Source organism: Microbacterium sp. H1-D42, from assembly GCF_022637555.1.
Taxonomy (GTDB): domain Bacteria; phylum Actinomycetota; class Actinomycetes; order Actinomycetales; family Microbacteriaceae; genus Microbacterium.
On sequence record NZ_CP093342.1, the window covers coordinates 1,175,982 to 1,189,883 of the forward strand.

General features: G+C 66.6%; 15 protein-coding genes. 4 read left to right on the forward strand and 11 right to left on the reverse strand.

Annotated elements, in window-relative coordinates; translation table 11 throughout:
• Window positions 1-6 precede the first annotated feature (6 nt).
• The 3 genes from MNR00_RS05565 to MNR00_RS17205 all read right to left on the reverse strand — a co-directional run bounded on the left by MNR00_RS05565 (window position 7) and on the right by MNR00_RS17205 (window position 2,488).
• Window positions 7-735 (reverse strand): response regulator transcription factor, encoded by a 729-nt coding sequence (locus MNR00_RS05565; protein ID WP_277884365.1) that lies wholly within the window; start codon window positions 733-735, stop codon window positions 7-9.
• 74 nt (window positions 736-809) lie between these two features.
• Window positions 810-2,219, reverse strand: coding sequence for an NADP-dependent phosphogluconate dehydrogenase (gene gndA / locus MNR00_RS05570; protein ID WP_241928767.1), 1,410 nt, complete (start codon window positions 2,217-2,219; stop codon window positions 810-812).
• 143 nt (window positions 2,220-2,362) lie between these two features.
• A complete protein-coding gene (locus MNR00_RS17205; RefSeq protein ID WP_277884366.1) occupies window positions 2,363-2,488 on the reverse strand; it encodes a hypothetical protein in 126 nt (41 codons plus the stop codon).
• Window positions 2,489-2,712: 224 nt separating this feature from the next.
• Between MNR00_RS17205 and MNR00_RS05575 the strand changes: the two genes are divergently transcribed.
• Both MNR00_RS05575 and pth read left to right on the forward strand, forming a co-directional pair.
• On the forward strand, window positions 2,713-3,327 hold the full coding sequence (locus tag MNR00_RS05575) for a 50S ribosomal protein L25/general stress protein Ctc (RefSeq protein ID WP_241928172.1): 615 nt from the start codon (window positions 2,713-2,715) through the stop codon (window positions 3,325-3,327).
• Window positions 3,328-3,427: 100 nt separating this feature from the next.
• Window positions 3,428-4,012, forward strand: a complete 585-nt coding sequence (gene pth, locus MNR00_RS05580; protein WP_241928173.1) for an aminoacyl-tRNA hydrolase — start codon at window positions 3,428-3,430, stop codon at window positions 4,010-4,012.
• A gap of 27 nt (window positions 4,013-4,039) precedes the next feature.
• Here the strand turns inward: pth and MNR00_RS05585 are convergent, their stop codons facing one another.
• From MNR00_RS05585 to sdhC, 8 genes are all read right to left on the reverse strand, one after another.
• Window positions 4,040-4,549 (reverse strand): hypothetical protein, encoded by a 510-nt coding sequence (locus MNR00_RS05585; protein WP_241928174.1) that lies wholly within the window; start codon window positions 4,547-4,549, stop codon window positions 4,040-4,042.
• Complete coding sequence (trpS, locus tag MNR00_RS05590; protein WP_241928768.1) at window positions 4,542-5,519, reverse strand: tryptophan--tRNA ligase; 978 nt, start codon at window positions 5,517-5,519, stop codon at window positions 4,542-4,544. Before trpS ends, MNR00_RS05585 begins: the two co-directional genes overlap by 8 nt.
• Window positions 5,520-5,591: 72 nt before the next feature.
• Window positions 5,592-6,485: an exodeoxyribonuclease III gene (locus tag MNR00_RS05595; protein WP_241928175.1), complete on the reverse strand. Its 894-nt coding sequence runs from the start codon at window positions 6,483-6,485 to the stop codon at window positions 5,592-5,594.
• A gap of 9 nt (window positions 6,486-6,494) precedes the next feature.
• Complete coding sequence (locus MNR00_RS05600) at window positions 6,495-7,757, reverse strand: YihY/virulence factor BrkB family protein (protein WP_241928176.1); 1,263 nt, start codon at window positions 7,755-7,757, stop codon at window positions 6,495-6,497.
• Window positions 7,758-7,778: 21 nt separating this feature from the next.
• A complete protein-coding gene (locus MNR00_RS05605) occupies window positions 7,779-8,567 on the reverse strand; it encodes a succinate dehydrogenase iron-sulfur subunit (protein WP_241928177.1) in 789 nt (262 codons plus the stop codon).
• On the reverse strand, window positions 8,567-10,393 hold the full coding sequence (sdhA, locus tag MNR00_RS05610; RefSeq protein ID WP_241928178.1) for a succinate dehydrogenase flavoprotein subunit: 1,827 nt from the start codon (window positions 10,391-10,393) through the stop codon (window positions 8,567-8,569). The genes MNR00_RS05605 and sdhA overlap by 1 nt, the downstream gene beginning before the upstream one ends.
• Window positions 10,394-10,412: 19 nt before the next feature.
• A complete protein-coding gene (locus tag MNR00_RS05615) occupies window positions 10,413-10,853 on the reverse strand; it encodes a succinate dehydrogenase hydrophobic membrane anchor subunit (RefSeq protein WP_241928179.1) in 441 nt (146 codons plus the stop codon).
• Window positions 10,853-11,287 (reverse strand): succinate dehydrogenase, cytochrome b556 subunit, encoded by a 435-nt coding sequence (gene sdhC, locus MNR00_RS05620; RefSeq protein WP_241928180.1) that lies wholly within the window; start codon window positions 11,285-11,287, stop codon window positions 10,853-10,855. The genes MNR00_RS05615 and sdhC overlap by 1 nt, the downstream gene beginning before the upstream one ends.
• Window positions 11,288-11,449: 162 nt before the next feature.
• Between sdhC and MNR00_RS05625 the strand changes: the two genes are divergently transcribed.
• Both MNR00_RS05625 and MNR00_RS05630 read left to right on the forward strand, forming a co-directional pair.
• The gene (locus MNR00_RS05625; protein ID WP_241928181.1) at window positions 11,450-12,562 is read left to right on the forward strand and encodes a mannose-1-phosphate guanylyltransferase; all 1,113 of its coding nucleotides are present in this window, start codon (window positions 11,450-11,452) and stop codon (window positions 12,560-12,562) included.
• A gap of 155 nt (window positions 12,563-12,717) precedes the next feature.
• On the forward strand, window positions 12,718-13,815 hold the full coding sequence (locus MNR00_RS05630) for a BMP family ABC transporter substrate-binding protein (RefSeq protein ID WP_241928182.1): 1,098 nt from the start codon (window positions 12,718-12,720) through the stop codon (window positions 13,813-13,815).
• Window positions 13,816-13,902 lie beyond the last annotated feature (87 nt).

Consider the following 13,902-nt stretch of genomic DNA (forward strand, 5'->3'; position numbering starts at 1 on the left):
TACTCCCTACTGCGGTGCTTTGATCATGTAGCCGACACCGCGAACGGTGTGCAGCAGGGGAGTGCGACCGGCGTCGATCTTCTTGCGCAGGTACGAGATGTACAGCTCGACGACCGACGACTTGCCTCCGAAGTCATAGCTCCACACCCGGTCGAGGATCTGCGCCTTCGACAGCACGCGGCGCTCGTTGCGCATCAGGAAGCGCAGCAGCTCGAACTCGGTGGCGGTCAGCTCGATCTCGTCGTCGCCGCGCATCACCTCGTGGCTGTCCTCGTTCAGTGACAGGTCGGCGACGCGCAGGATCGCCTGCTCGTCCTCGGCGCGACCCTGACCCGAGCGGCGGATGACGGCGCGCAGCCGTGCGATCACCTCTTCGAGGCTGAACGGCTTGGTCACGTAGTCGTCGCCACCGGCGGTGAGGCCGGCGATGCGGTCGGCGACGGCGTCCTTCGCCGTCAGGAACACGACCGGCACCAGATTGCCGGCTTCGCGCAGTCGGCGCAGCACGCTCATGCCGTCGAGGTCGGGCATCATGACGTCCAGCACGAGTGCGTCGGGCTCGAAGTCGCGCGCGACCGTCAGCGCCTCAAGACCTGAGGCTGCCGTGCGCACCTCCCAGCCCTCCATCCGCAGCGCCATCGCGAGCAGGTCGGTGAGCATCGGCTCATCGTCCACGGCGAGAATGCGCAGGGGCGTGCCGTCGGGGCGGCGCAGTTCCGGGTGCTCGGTGCTCATGCATCCATTCTGACGAATCAGCTATGGAAAATCTATGGAACCCGCTGGGTGTGGGCTGGGATCCAGCTATGTGCTCAGTGGGTGTCTTCGGCTTCGATTTCGGTGCGGTTGCCGGACCAGAGGGTGTGGAAGGTGCCGGGTTTGTCGGTGCGGCGGTAGGTGTGTGCGCCGAAGAAGTCGCGTTGGCCTTGGACGAGGGAGGCGGGGAGGCGGTCGGCGCGGATGCCGTCGTAGTACGACAGGGAGGAGCTGAAGGCGGGGGCGGGGATGCCGGCGGTGGCGGCGGCGATGACGACGCGCCGCCAGGCGGCTTGTCCGCGGGTGAGGGCGTCGGCGAAGTAGGGGGCGGCCATCAGCACGGGCAGGTCGGGGGTCTGGGCGTAGGCGTCGGCGATGCGGTTGAGGAACTGGGCGCGGATGATGCACCCGCCACGCCAGATCTTCGCTGTAGCACCCAGGTCGATGTTCCAGTCGTACTCGGCCGCGCCCGCACGGATCTCATCGAACCCCTGGCTGTAGGCGACGATCTTCGACGCATACAGCGCCAGGCGGACATCCTCGATGAACTGCTCGACCTGGTCGTCCGGGACGGTGAACGCCTCATCCGGGCCGGGCAGCCCCCCAGCAGCGGCGCGCTGCTCCGGGTGGGAGGACAGCGACCGGGCGAAGGTGGCTTCCGCGATGCCGGAGACGGGCACGCCCAGGCTGAGGGCGGTCTGCACGGTCCAGGCGCCGGTGCCCTTGGCGCCGGCCTGGTCGACGATGACATCCACCAGCGGCAGCCCAGTGGTGGCGTCGATCTGGCGGAGCACCTCGGCGGTGATCTCGATCAGGTACGACTCCAACTCGCCCCGGTTCCAGTCCGCGAAGATGTCCGCGATCTGCGCGGGGGTCTTGCCGGTGCCGCGGCGGATCAGGTCATACGCCTCCGCGATCAACTGCATATCGGCGTACTCGATGCCGTTGTGCACCATCTTCACGAAATGCCCAGCCCCGTCATGGCCGACATGCGTCACGCACGGCTCCCCCTCCGCGACCGCCGCAATCGACTTGAGGATCGGGCCGAGGGTGACCCAGGACTCATCCGACCCACCCGGCATGATGCTCGGGCCCAGCAGGGCACCCTCCTCGCCACCGGAGATCCCGGCACCGACGAAGTTGATGCCCGTCTCCCGCACCGCCTTCTCACGGCGGATCGTGTCAGGGAAGAACGCGTTACCACCGTCGACGATGATGTCACCCGGCTCGAACACCGCCGTCAACGCATCGATCACCGCATCAGTGGGACCACCGGCCTTGACCATGATGATCGCCGTCCGCGGCTTCACCAGCGACGCGGCGAACTCCTCATACGAGAACGCCGGCACGAACCCCGCCTCCGGATGCGCGGCCACCAACTCATCCGTCTTCACCCGGGAACGATTCAACACCGCCACCGTGTTGCCCTCGCGAGAGGCCAGATTACGGGCCAGATTCGACCCCATCACAGCCAGGCCGACGACTCCGATGTTGGCAGATGCTTCGGGCACAGTGAACTCCTCGAGGGCAACGGGTGGATCGTTATCAGCGTACCGTCACCGATCGTGCACCCGGGCGCATGTGACGCCCCGAACCCTCGGCGCGGAGTTCAGTCCTTGCGGTAGCCGGAGCGGCCCATCGCGAAGAGTGCACCGAAAGTGGCGACGACAGCGCCGACGGCCATGAGCCCGATCAGCCAGAGGATCGCGTGGGAGATGAAGGCGGCATCAAGCATGGCAACAGCATATCGACGTTTCCGGTACGATGGAGGAGTTCCTCGGCGAGGGATGAGTCGTGCACGCGCGACACATCCGTGATCGACGCGGTGATGTGAGCACAGTGGTCCTTCGAAGATCACGGGTCTTCTGAAGATCGTGGCTGCACCTCCTCGTGTCCGAGTCCGAGGCGCCGATCCATGACCACCGCGCGAACATCCCGCGCGTCTGAAGGAGAACCACCATGTCTGACGACAACAAGGTCCACGTCGACCTCCGCACCAACTTCGGCAAGGGCTTCGCCCGTCGCCTGCGCGCCGAGGGCAAGATCCCCGCGGTCGTCTACGGCCACGGCACCGACCCGGTGCACGTCGCACTGCCCGGCCACCAGGTCTCGCTGATCATCCGTCGCGCCAACGCGCTGCTCGACCTCGACATCGACGGCAAGTCGCAGCTCGCGCTGGTCAAGGACGTGCAGAAGGACCCGGTGCGCCAGATCATCGAGCACATCGACTTGCTGGTCGTCAAGAAGGGCGAGAAGGTCGTCGTCGAGGTTCCGATCGTCGTCACCGGCGAGTCGTTCAGCGGCACCATCGTCACGGTGGACGTCGCGACCATCAAGCTCGAGGTCGAGGCCACCCACATCCCCGAGCACCTCGAGGTCAGCGTCGAGGGCCTGGAGGAGGGCGCTCACATCACCGCCGGCGACGTGAAGCTGCCCAAGGGCGCTGCACTGCTCGACGAGCCCGACGTGCTGCTCGTCGCCGTCTCCATCCCGGCCGCTGAGGTCGCGGAGGAGAACGCTGAGGAGGCTGCCGCAGCTCCCGCTGAACAGGCCGCCGAGGCCGCCGCGGAGTGATCCGCTGAGATGTCGACGGAGGGGGCGCGAGCTGATCGCGTCCCCTCTGTCATATCCGGCTCACAATGGTGAGCGACAATTGTCAGCGAGAGGAGCGAGCATGGCGTCCACGTGGCTGATCGTGGGGCTCGGCAATCCGGGACCCCGCTACGCGGCGACCCGGCACAACATCGGTCAGATGGTGCTCGATGAGCTCGCCGACCGCCGCAATGAGCGATTCCGCGAGCACAAGGCCGGCGCGCGCGTCATCGAAACCTGGCTCCGCCCAGGCGGCGACAAACTGGTGCTGGCCAAGCCCAACTCGTTCATGAACGTCTCCGGCACCCCTGTCGCAGCACTGGCGCGCTTCTACTCCGTCGAACCGGAGCACGTGGTCGTCGTGCACGACGAGCTGGACATCCCGTTCGACAGCATCCGACTCAAGATCGGCGGCGGTCACGGCGGGCACAACGGCGTCCGAGACGTCGCCCTCGCCCTCACAACGGCGGAGTTCCCGCGCGTGCGCGTGGGCGTCGGACGCCCTCCTGGGCGTCAGGACCCGGCCGACTGGGTGCTCTCGCCGTTCGGTTCAGCCGAGCAGAAGACGCTGCCGATCTTGATCTCAGACGCGGCGGATGCTGTCGAGCAGCTGGTCGGCGACGGATTGCTCACAGCGCAGCAGAAGCACCACGCACCGCGCGGCTGACGTGCGCGTGCCGCAGCACGCCGGGGCTCAGAGCGACCCGACGGCTGCGCCGACGCCGAATGTCGCGAAGACGGCGAGGAAGAAGAACGCCGGGCCGACCGCCGCGAGAATGATCGCGGTGATCCCGAGGCCGCGGCCACGCCGCTTCGCCGTCGCGATGATGCCGATGACCAGGGCCGTGATGCCGATGGCCGTGCCGACCCAGAACGTCACCTCTGCCCACAGCACCTGCATGCGTGCGGGTGCCAGCAGGGCGAGGTCGTCCTGGAACGTCGACTCGACGCTGACGTCGATGGCCGTGACCGGCACGAGCACGCCGATCTGGTAGCCGAACACCGCGCCGACGATCGGGACGACCACTGCCGCGATCAACGACAGCACCAGCGCGATCGCGCCGGTGGCACGCGATGCCGGGGGCTCGACGTACGGCACCATGTATCCGCCGGCCGGAGCAGGGTAGCCGCCGATCGGCACGCCGTACGCGCCCGAGGGCGGCGCCGGCGGGGGAGGGGGAGGGGATCCGAAGGGCTCAGACACGGCGCAGCAGCCCTACCTTGTCGTAGACGTCGGAGAGCGTGGCGTCCGCCACAGCATCCGCCTTCGCCGCGTTGACCGCGAGGATGCGATCGAGCTCGGCAGGGTCGGCGAGCAGCTCGTTCGCACGCTCGCGCACCGGACCGAACTCCTCGACGACGACCTCTGCGAGGCCCTTCTTGAAGTCGCCGTAGCCACGGCCCGCGTATTCGTCTTCGATGGAGCCGACCTGGCGGCCGCTCAGTGCCGCATAGATCGTCAGCAGGTTCGAGACGCCCGGCTTGTTCTCGCGGTCGAAGCGCACAGAGCCCTCGTTGTCTGTCACGGCGCGCATGATCTTCTTCGCGGACTTGGCCGGGTCATCCAGCAGCCACAGCACGCCGGCGTCGCTCTCGGCCGACTTCGACATCTTCGCGCTGGGGTTCTGCAGGTCGTAGATCCGCGCGGTCTCCTTCTGGATGACCGGCATCGGCACAGTGAACGCCTTGCCGAAGCGCTTGTTGAACCGCTCAGCGAGATCGCGGGTCAGCTCGACGTGCTGCTTCTGGTCGTCGCCCACAGGCACGAGCTCGCTCTGGTACAGCAGGATGTCGGCTGCCATCAGCACCGGGTAGGTGAACAGGCCCACCGACGTGGAGTCCTGCCCGTAGCGCGCGGACTTGTCCTTGAACTGGGTCATCCGACCGGCCTCGCCGAAGCCGGTGATCGTGCTGAGGATCCAGGCGAGCTCCGCGTGCGCACGCACATGCGACTGCACGTACAGCGTGGACTTCGACGGCTCGATGCCGGCGGCGATGTACTGCGCGGCGGTGCGCCGCGTCTTCTCGCGAAGCTCCTCCGGCTGCTGCGGCACCGTGATGGCGTGCAGATCGACCACCGAGAAGAACGCGTCGTACGAGGTCTGCATGTCACGCCACTGCAGGAGCGCCCCGATGTAGTTGCCGGCCTGGAGGGAGTCGGCGGAGGGCTGCATTCCGGAATAGAGGCGTGGTCTGGTCACGGTGTCAATCCTATGGTGCGCGCACGCAACCTCAGGAACCCCGCGTCAGTACGTGTAATCGACGATGACGGGCGCGTGGTCGCTCCAGCGCTCGGCGTACGTGGCGGCTCGGGCGATCGAGTAGCCGGTCGCGCGTGCCGCGAGGGGAGCGGTGGCGAGGTGGTAGTCGATCCGCCATCCGCTGTCGTTGTCGAACGCCTTGCCGCGCATCGACCACCAGGTGTAGGGCCCTTCGACCTCGCCGTGGTGCGCGCGGCCCACGTCGACCCAGCCGAGTCCCTTGCCCTCGCCCTCCGGAGCGTGCGCGCGCGTGTCGCTGAGCTGACCGACCATACCTCGGCCGATTCCCTCCTGACCGACCACGGGCTCGCCAGCGGTGCCGAGGAAGCGGTCGAAGTACGCTCGCTCCCGCGCCAGGAAGCCGGACTTCTTGACGTTGCCCTTCCAATTCAGGATGTCGAGCGGTCGATGCCCCACGTTCAGGTCGCCGGTCACCAGCGCGAGAGCGCCGTCGGCGCCGAGCTGTGACATCCGCTGCTCCATGGCGTCGAGGAACTTCCACTTCTCGTCCTGCTTGGGCGTGTCGGCTTCGCCGGAGTGCACGTACGCGCTCACGACGGTCAAGGGGGTCTCGCCGAGTGCGAAGTCCGTTTCGATCCAGCGGCCGGCGGAGTCGAAGTCGTCATCACCGAAGGTCGTGCGTGAGGCCAGCGCAGGATGGCGGCTGACGACGGCGACGCCTGAACGGCCCTTCGCCGTCGCCTTGTCGTGCACGATCGACCAGTCGGGGAACGCGGCCTCGAGATGCTCGTCGTCAGCACGCACCTCCTGCAGCGTCAGGATGTCGACGTCTGCGGCGTCCAGCCAGCCGTGCAGGCCGTTGCGCACCGCCGCTCTGATCCCGTTGACGTTGACTGAGGCGATACGCAGATGAGGCATGTCACCAGCCTAATGATCGGCTCCGACACTCTTCTGCTTCCTGGCCACGGGGGCAGGCGGCGTGGCATCCTGCACCTGCTTCAGCTCCTCCTGCGCATCCCGTACGGCGCGGTCAGCCACCCAGCGCCGATACCACGGTGCGGTCGCACGCTCGTCGACCGCGGTGCGCAGCCGCACCTGGGCGGCAAGCAGCAGTGCCTGATGCTCCTTCGCCAGGCGCTCGGCCTCGGTCTGCGGGATCAGTGCCACGTGGTTGTCGGATGCGGCCACCGCGATCCACGATGCGGCGACCAGCAGCACGATTCCGATCAGCCGGAACCACAGCAGCAGCACGATGAACACAGTGAAGGTGACCAGCAGAGGGTTGGACGGCGAGTAGCTCAGGAACAGACCGAATCCGAGCTGCAGCACCGTGGTCGCGCTGGCACCGAGGAACGCGCCTGGCAGGATGCGCCGCCAGGTGAGGCTGGTGCCGGTGAGAAAGCGGAACAGCGCGGCGAGCAGAGCCGTGTTCACGACGTAAAGGACGGCGATGGTGAGGATACGGACGCTGGCGCTGAACAACGTCGACGTGTGACTCATCCCGACCAGAGTGAAGACGGTGTTCAGCGCCCAGGTGCCCATGGTGCTCAGGGCCGTTCCGATTAGCAGACCGACGCCGAAGGTGATCGCCGCGAGCAGATCCAGCGACTTCAGAAGGAAGTAGTTGCGGCGGTCAGGCGCGATGCCGAAGACGCCGCGAACGGCCCGGCGAGCGAAGGAGATCGCGCCGATGGCGGTCCAGATCAGGGTACCCAAGGCGATGGCGCCTGTGATCCCCAGCGTGCCCGTCATGCTGGTGGTGATCTCCTGCACATCTGCGACGGTGGCTACGCCGTGCTCGCCGATAAGGCCGGGGATGAAGGTGTTGATGGCGTCGATCAGGTTCGATACGGCCTCGTCGTCGTTGCCCAGCCACAGGCCGACGACGGCGAACGCCACGTAGATCGCCGCGAACGAGGCGAACAGGGTCTGATAGCTGACGCCTGCGGCCAGCAGGAAGCCCTCGTGCTGCAGGAAGTTGCGCCACACGCGCACCGGAAACAGCGCCATGGTGCGGCGGGTCAGTTTCGTGGCCCGCTCGATGGGCACGTCGAACCGCTCGCGCAGGCTCTCCTGCGTGAGTTCCCAGCGCTCGCGCAGATGCTGCTCTTCGCGCGCAGCCTCAGCGGCCACGCCGCGTCTGTCACGCGCGCTGGGACTCGCCGTCTTCGCAGGCTCGGTCTCGGTCACGACCCCAGAGTAGCGATCAGATCAGCGTCCGCCGCGCAGAACGGCCTGCTTGACCTCGGCGATGGCCTTGGTGACCTCGATGCCGCGGGGGCACGCCTCGGTGCAGTTGAAGGTCGTGCGGCAGCGCCACACGCCCTCTTTGTCGTTGAGGATGTCCAGGCGCACGTCGGCCGCGTCATCGCGCGAGTCGAAGATGAAGCGGTGGGCGTTGACGATCGCCGCCGGACCGAAGTATTGGCCGTCGGTCCAGAAGATCGGGCACGACGAGGTGCACGCCGCGCACAGGATGCACTTGGTGGTGTCGTCGTAGATCGCGCGGTCGGAGATCGACTGCACGCGCTCCTTGTTCTTCTCCGGCGTCGAGTTCGCGATGAGGAAGGGCTGCACCTCGCGGTAGGAGGCGAAGAACGGCTCCATGTCGACGATGAGGTCCTTCTCGAGCGGCAGACCCTTGATCGCCTCGACGTAGATCGGCTTCGAGATGTCGAGGTCCTTGATCAGCGTCTTGCAGGCGAGCCGGTTGCGGCCGTTGATGCGCATGGCATCGGATCCGCAGATGCCGTGGGCGCAGGAGCGCCGGAAGCTCAGTGAACCGTCGACCTCCCACTTGATCTTGTGCAGCGCGTCGAGCACGCGGTCGGTCGCGTACAGCTCGACGTCGTAGTCCACCCAGCGCGGCTCCTCATCGACCTCGGGGTCGAACCGACGGATGTTGAAGGTGACGAGGTAGGACTGAACACCGGAATCGGATGCTGCATCCGCGGCTTCTGCCGCGGCGGCCAGATCGGGTTCCACGAGTGCCTCGGACATCAGTACTTCCTCTCCATCGGCGGGTAATTGAACTCGCCCTTGTCGTTCTTCGTGAAGACGACGGGCTTCCAGTCCAGCTTGATGTGATCGGCCGGGGTCGACGAGTGCGGGTCGCCGGTCAGGTAGGCCATCGTGTGCTTCATGTAGTTCTCGTCGTCGCGGTTCGGGAAGTCGTCGCGCATGTGGCCGCCGCGGCTCTCCTCGCGGTTCTGCGCGGCGTAGACGACGACCTCGGCGATGTCGAGCAGGAAGCCGAGCTCGACTGCCTCGAGCAGGTCGGTGTTGAACCGCTTGCCCTTGTCGTCGACATGCACGTTCTTGTAGCGCTCGCGCAGCTCCTTGATGACGCCGAGCACATGCTCGAGCGACTCGTGGGTGCGGAACACCTGCGCGCCCTTGTCCATCTCGTCCTGCAGCTTCTTGCGCAGCACGGCGATGCGCTCGGTGCCCTGGTTGCTGCGAAGGCCCTCGATCATGCCACGCACGCCATCGACTGCGTCCTCAGGCATCGGCTGGAACTCTGCGGTCTTGACGTACTCGACTGCATTGCGGCCGGCGCGCTTGCCGAACACGTTGATGTCCAGCAGCGAGTTGGTGCCGAGGCGATTCGAGCCGTGCACGGACACGCAGGCGCACTCGCCCGCGGCGTACAGGCCGGGGACGGTCTCGGTGTTGTTCTGCAGCACTTCGGCGTTGTTGTTGGTGGGGATGCCGCCCATTGCGTAGTGCGCCGTCGGCATCACCGGCACCGGCTCGACGACCGGGTCCACGCCCAGATATGTGCGAGCGAACTCAGTGATGTCGGGGAGCTTCGTCTCGAGCACCTCGGCCCCGAGGTGCGTGCAGTCCAGGTAGACGTAGTCCTTGTGCGGGCCCGCTCCGCGGCCCTCCGCGACCTCCTGCACCATGCTGCGCGCGACGATGTCGCGGGGTGCGAGGTCCTTGATGGTGGGGGCGTAGCGCTCCATGAAGCGCTCACCCGAGGCGTTGCGCAGGATGGCGCCCTCACCACGGGCGCCCTCGGTGAGGAGGATGCCGAGGCCGGCGAGTCCGGTCGGATGGAACTGGAAGAACTCCAGGTCCTCCAGGGGCAGGCCCTTGCGCCACACGATGCCGACGCCGTCACCGGTGAGGGTGTGTGCGTTGGACGTGGTCTTGAAGATCTTGCCGAAGCCGCCGGTGGCGAAGATGACGGCCTTGGACTGGAACACGTGCAGCTCGCCGGTGGAGAGGTCGTAGGCGACGACGCCCGCGACCTGCGTCTTGCCCTCGGCATCCTTCACGGTGACGAGGTCGAGCACGTAGAACTCGTTGAAGAAGTTGATGCCGAGCTTCACGCAGTTCTGGAACAGCGTCTGCAGGATCATGTGACCGGTGCGGTCCGCGGCGTAGCAGGCGCGACGCACGGGAGTCTTGCCGTGTTCGGCGGTGTGCCCGCCGAAGCGACGCTGGTCGATCTTGCCATCGGGGGTGCGGTTGAACGGCAGACCCATGTTCTCGAGGTCGATGACCGCGTCGATGGCCTCCTTGGCGAGGATCTCGGCGGCATCCTGGTCGACGAGGTAGTCACCGCCCTTGACCGTGTCATAGGTGTGCCACTCCCAGTTGTCGTCCTCGACGTTGGCGAGCGCTGCGGCCATGCCGCCCTGCGCCGCACCGGTGTGCGAGCGAGTGGGGTACAGCTTCGAGATCACGGCGGTCTTCGCGCCGGGGCCCGCTTCGATCGCGGCACGCATGCCGGCGCCGCCGGCGCCCACGATGACGATGTCGAACTGGTGGTAATGCACGCCGTCGCGGACGACGGAATCTTGGGTCTGCGTAGTCACAGTCTGTTTGCCTTCTTCTCTAGCCCTGCGCCTGGCAGGTCTCCCACAGCGTGCTGGATTCGGTCACACCCAGGCAGGGGTCGAACGTGAACACCACGAGGGTGCCGAGGATGATCAGCAGGCCTGCGGCCAGGCCGAGAGCCCACACCAGCGCGGTGCGCACCTTGGCGTGGGTGACGTAGTCGTTGACGATGGTGCGCATGCCGTTCGCGCCGTGGATCAGTGCGAGCCACAGCATCAGCACGTCCCACCACTGCCAGAACGGGTCGGCGAACTTGCCCGCGACAAAGCCGAAGTCGAGGGCGTGGATGCCGTCGCCGAGCATCAGGTTGACGAACAGGTGGCCGAAGATCAGCACGACGAGCACGACGCCCGAGGCGCGCATGAACAGCCAGCCCCACTTCTCGAGGTTGAATCCGCGCTTGCGGCGCGCTGGTGCGACAGCGGTCTGGGTGGACATCAGTGCTCTCCTCCGAAGCCGGCGAACGCGAGGGCGAGGTGGCGGGGGATGAACCCGGCCATGATCACTGCCCAGACGCCGATCACGATCCAGAAGAGCTGGCGCTGGTACTTGGCACCCTTGGACCAGAAGTCCACCATGATGATGCGCAGGCCGTTCATGGCGTGGAACGCGATGCCGGCGACCAGCACGACCTCGCCGAACGCCATGATCGGGTTCTTGTAGGTGCCGATGACCGCGTCGTACGCCTCGGGAGATACCCGGATGAGCGCCGTGTCGAGCACGTGCACCAGCAGGAAGAAGAAGATCGCGACGCCGGTGATGCGATGCAGCACCCAGGACCACATTCCCTCTCGCCCCCGGTAGAGCGTGCCGCGCGGAGCCTTCGAGGTGGTCTCCGAAATCGACGGTGTCAAGCGTGTGCTCGTGGACACGTCGTCCTCCCTGATCGATGAGATGTCGGGTGCGTGCATCAGGGCACGCCCCGCCGTGTCCATCCTATTCCTGTCAGAACGCTGAGTGCGACGAAGGCGACCCTTAGCGCGTCACGCGGGCGTGCATCGTGCAGAGGCCCCGTCGCGGATAGGTTGGATGCCATGGGCAGAATCGACGACTTCTATGCCGTGATCCCGGCCGGCGGCATCGGCAGCAGGCTGTGGCCGCTCTCCCGAGCGGACGCGCCGAAGTTCCTGCATGACCTGACCGGGTCCGGGCAGTCGCTGCTGCGCGACACCTGGGATCGTCTGGTGCCGCTGACAGGGCCGGATCGGATTGCCGTGGTGACGGGTCGCGCCCACCGCGCCGCGGTCGAGGAGCAGCTGCCAGGCATCGCCGACCTGAATGTCATTCTCGAGTCCGAGCCGAGGGACTCGGCAGCGGCGATCGGTCTCGCCGCGGCGATCCTGCACAGGCGCGAACCCGACGTCATCATCGGCTCGTTCAGCGCCGACCACGTCATCCGCGGCACTCGGGTCTTCGAGTTCGCGGTTCGCGACGCCGTCGAGGTGGCGCGCGAGGGGTACATCTGCACGATCGGCATCTCGCCGACCGAGCCGTCTGTCGGCTTCGGCTACATCAAGCGCGGCGGCGAGCTGATCATCGAAGGCGCCCGCGAGGCGGCGCTGGTGGAGCGCTTCGTGGAGAAGCCGGATCTCGAGACGGCGAAGGCCTACCTCGCCGATCGCGGCTACCTGTGGAACGCGGGGATGTTCATCGCCAAGGCGAGCGTGCTGCTGGATGAGATCGCGGCGAATGAGCCGGAGCTGCACGCGGGCCTGCTCGAACTCGCCGAGGCATGGGATGACCGTGAGCGGCGCGGACCCGCCGTCGATCGCATCTGGCCGCGGCTGAAGAAGATCGCCATCGACTACGCCGTCGCCGAGCCCGCCGCCGAGCGTGGCCGTCTCGCCGTCGTGCCAGGGCACTTCGATTGGGACGACGTCGGCGACTTCGCCTCGCTCACCAAACTCATCACCCACGGCCGCAAGAACGACCTCGCCGTACTCGGGCCGAAGGCGCGGGTGCTGTCGGATGCTGCCAGCGGCATCCTGGTCAGTCAGACCTCCCGGGTGATCAGCCTGGTCGGCGTGCGGGACATCGTCGTGGTCGACACCCCGGATGCCCTGCTGGTGACGACCGTCGAGCACGCACAGCGCGTGAAGGGCGTTGTGGAGTCCCTCAAGCTCACCGGACGCGGGGACGTGCTGTAGCCCGACTTGGGCGCAATGGCGGGCGCATCGCGCGGTCATCATTGCAGCTTTGTAACCTTTCGCCAGCACATCAGGGGAAATGATGCGCACAGCGCGTAACAGTCGGTAATCTCGATCGATCCGCGATGTCCGCGGTTTCGTTCAGGGAGGCATGAGTGTCCATCTCCATCACCAAGAAACTGCTCGGCGCGACTCTCGCCGCCGGCGTCGTCCTCAGCCTGGCCGCGTGTGGCCAGGCGCCCACCGAGAAGCCCGCGGGCAGCGGGGCTCCCGAAGCACTCGACTTCCTGCCCTGCATCGTCTCCGACATGGGCGGATTCGACGACAAGTCGTTCAACCAGCTCTCGTTCGAGGGTGCGCAGAAGGCTGCCGATGAGCTCGGCGTCGAGCTCAAGGACGTGCAGTCCAACGCCGAGACCGACTACGGCCCCAACATGACCAACCTGGTCAGCGAGGGCTGCAACGCCATCGTCGCCGTCGGCTTCGCACTGTCGGCCGCCACGGTCGAGGCCGCGACCGCCAACCCGGACACCGACTTCATCCTCGTCGACGACGCTGCGGACAACGACTTCGACGGCACCAAGGACGCCGAGAACATCAAGCCGCTGCTGTACGACACCGCCCAGGCCGCGTTCCTCGCGGGCTACCTGTCGGCCGGCTACTCGAAGACCGGCAAGGTCGGCACCTACGGCGGCATGGAGTTCCCCACCGTCACGATCTTCATGGACGGCTTCCTCCAGGGCGTCAACCACTACAACGAGGTCAAGGGCAAGGACGTCAAGGTCATCGGCTGGGACGGCAAGACGGGCTCCTTCACCGGCGGCTTCGAGGCCAACCCCGACGCCAAGCAGGTCGCGGTCAACATCCTGAACCAGGGTGTCGACGTCATCCTCCCCGTCGGCGGACCGATCTACCAGTCGGCTCAGCAGGCCATCAAGGAGTCCGGCAAGGACATCGCCCTGATCGGCGCCGACGCCGACCTGTTCGTCACCGACCCGAGCACCGCTGACGTGGTGCTCACCTCGGTGCTGAAGGCAATGGACCTCTCGACGTACCAGGCCGTGCTGTCCAGCGGCAAGGACGAGTTCGACGCGACGGCATACGTCGGCACGCTCGAGAACGAGGGCGTCGGCATCGCCGACCTGCACAACTTCGCCGACAAGGTGGACTCCGGTCTGCAGGACGAGGTCAAGCAGCTGCGCCAGGACGTCATCGACGGCAAGGTCGAGGTCACTTCCTACCTGAACAAGTGACGCATCGGAATCGGGGAGGTCGGCGGACGCCGACCTCCCCGATTCTGCCTGTCGGGGGACTCCCGCTCAGGACGGTCTGCTGAATAG

Excerpts from the sequence above, each read along its gene's own strand:
- MNR00_RS05615 (WP_241928179.1), bottom strand. The coding sequence starts at position 10,853 with ATGTCCACCCAGACCGCTGTCGCACCAGCGCGCCGCAAGCGCGGATTC.
- MNR00_RS05575 (WP_241928172.1), top strand. The coding sequence starts at position 2,713 with ATGTCTGACGACAACAAGGTCCACGTCGACCTCCGCACCAACTTCGGC.
- MNR00_RS05625 (WP_241928181.1), top strand. The coding sequence starts at position 11,450 with ATGGGCAGAATCGACGACTTCTATGCCGTGATCCCGGCCGGCGGCATC.
- MNR00_RS05565 (WP_277884365.1), bottom strand. The coding sequence starts at position 735 with ATGAGCACCGAGCACCCGGAACTGCGCCGCCCCGACGGCACGCCCCTG.
- MNR00_RS05595 (WP_241928175.1), bottom strand. The coding sequence starts at position 6,485 with ATGCCTCATCTGCGTATCGCCTCAGTCAACGTCAACGGGATCAGAGCG.
- trpS (WP_241928768.1), bottom strand. The coding sequence starts at position 5,519 with ATGCAGCCCTCCGCCGACTCCCTCCAGGCCGGCAACTACATCGGGGCG.
- pth (WP_241928173.1), top strand. The coding sequence starts at position 3,428 with ATGGCGTCCACGTGGCTGATCGTGGGGCTCGGCAATCCGGGACCCCGC.
- MNR00_RS05605 (WP_241928177.1), bottom strand. The coding sequence starts at position 8,567 with ATGTCCGAGGCACTCGTGGAACCCGATCTGGCCGCCGCGGCAGAAGCC.
- gndA (WP_241928767.1), bottom strand. The coding sequence starts at position 2,219 with ATGGGGTCGAATCTGGCCCGTAATCTGGCCTCTCGCGAGGGCAACACG.
- MNR00_RS17205 (WP_277884366.1), bottom strand. The coding sequence starts at position 2,488 with ATGCTTGATGCCGCCTTCATCTCCCACGCGATCCTCTGGCTGATCGGG.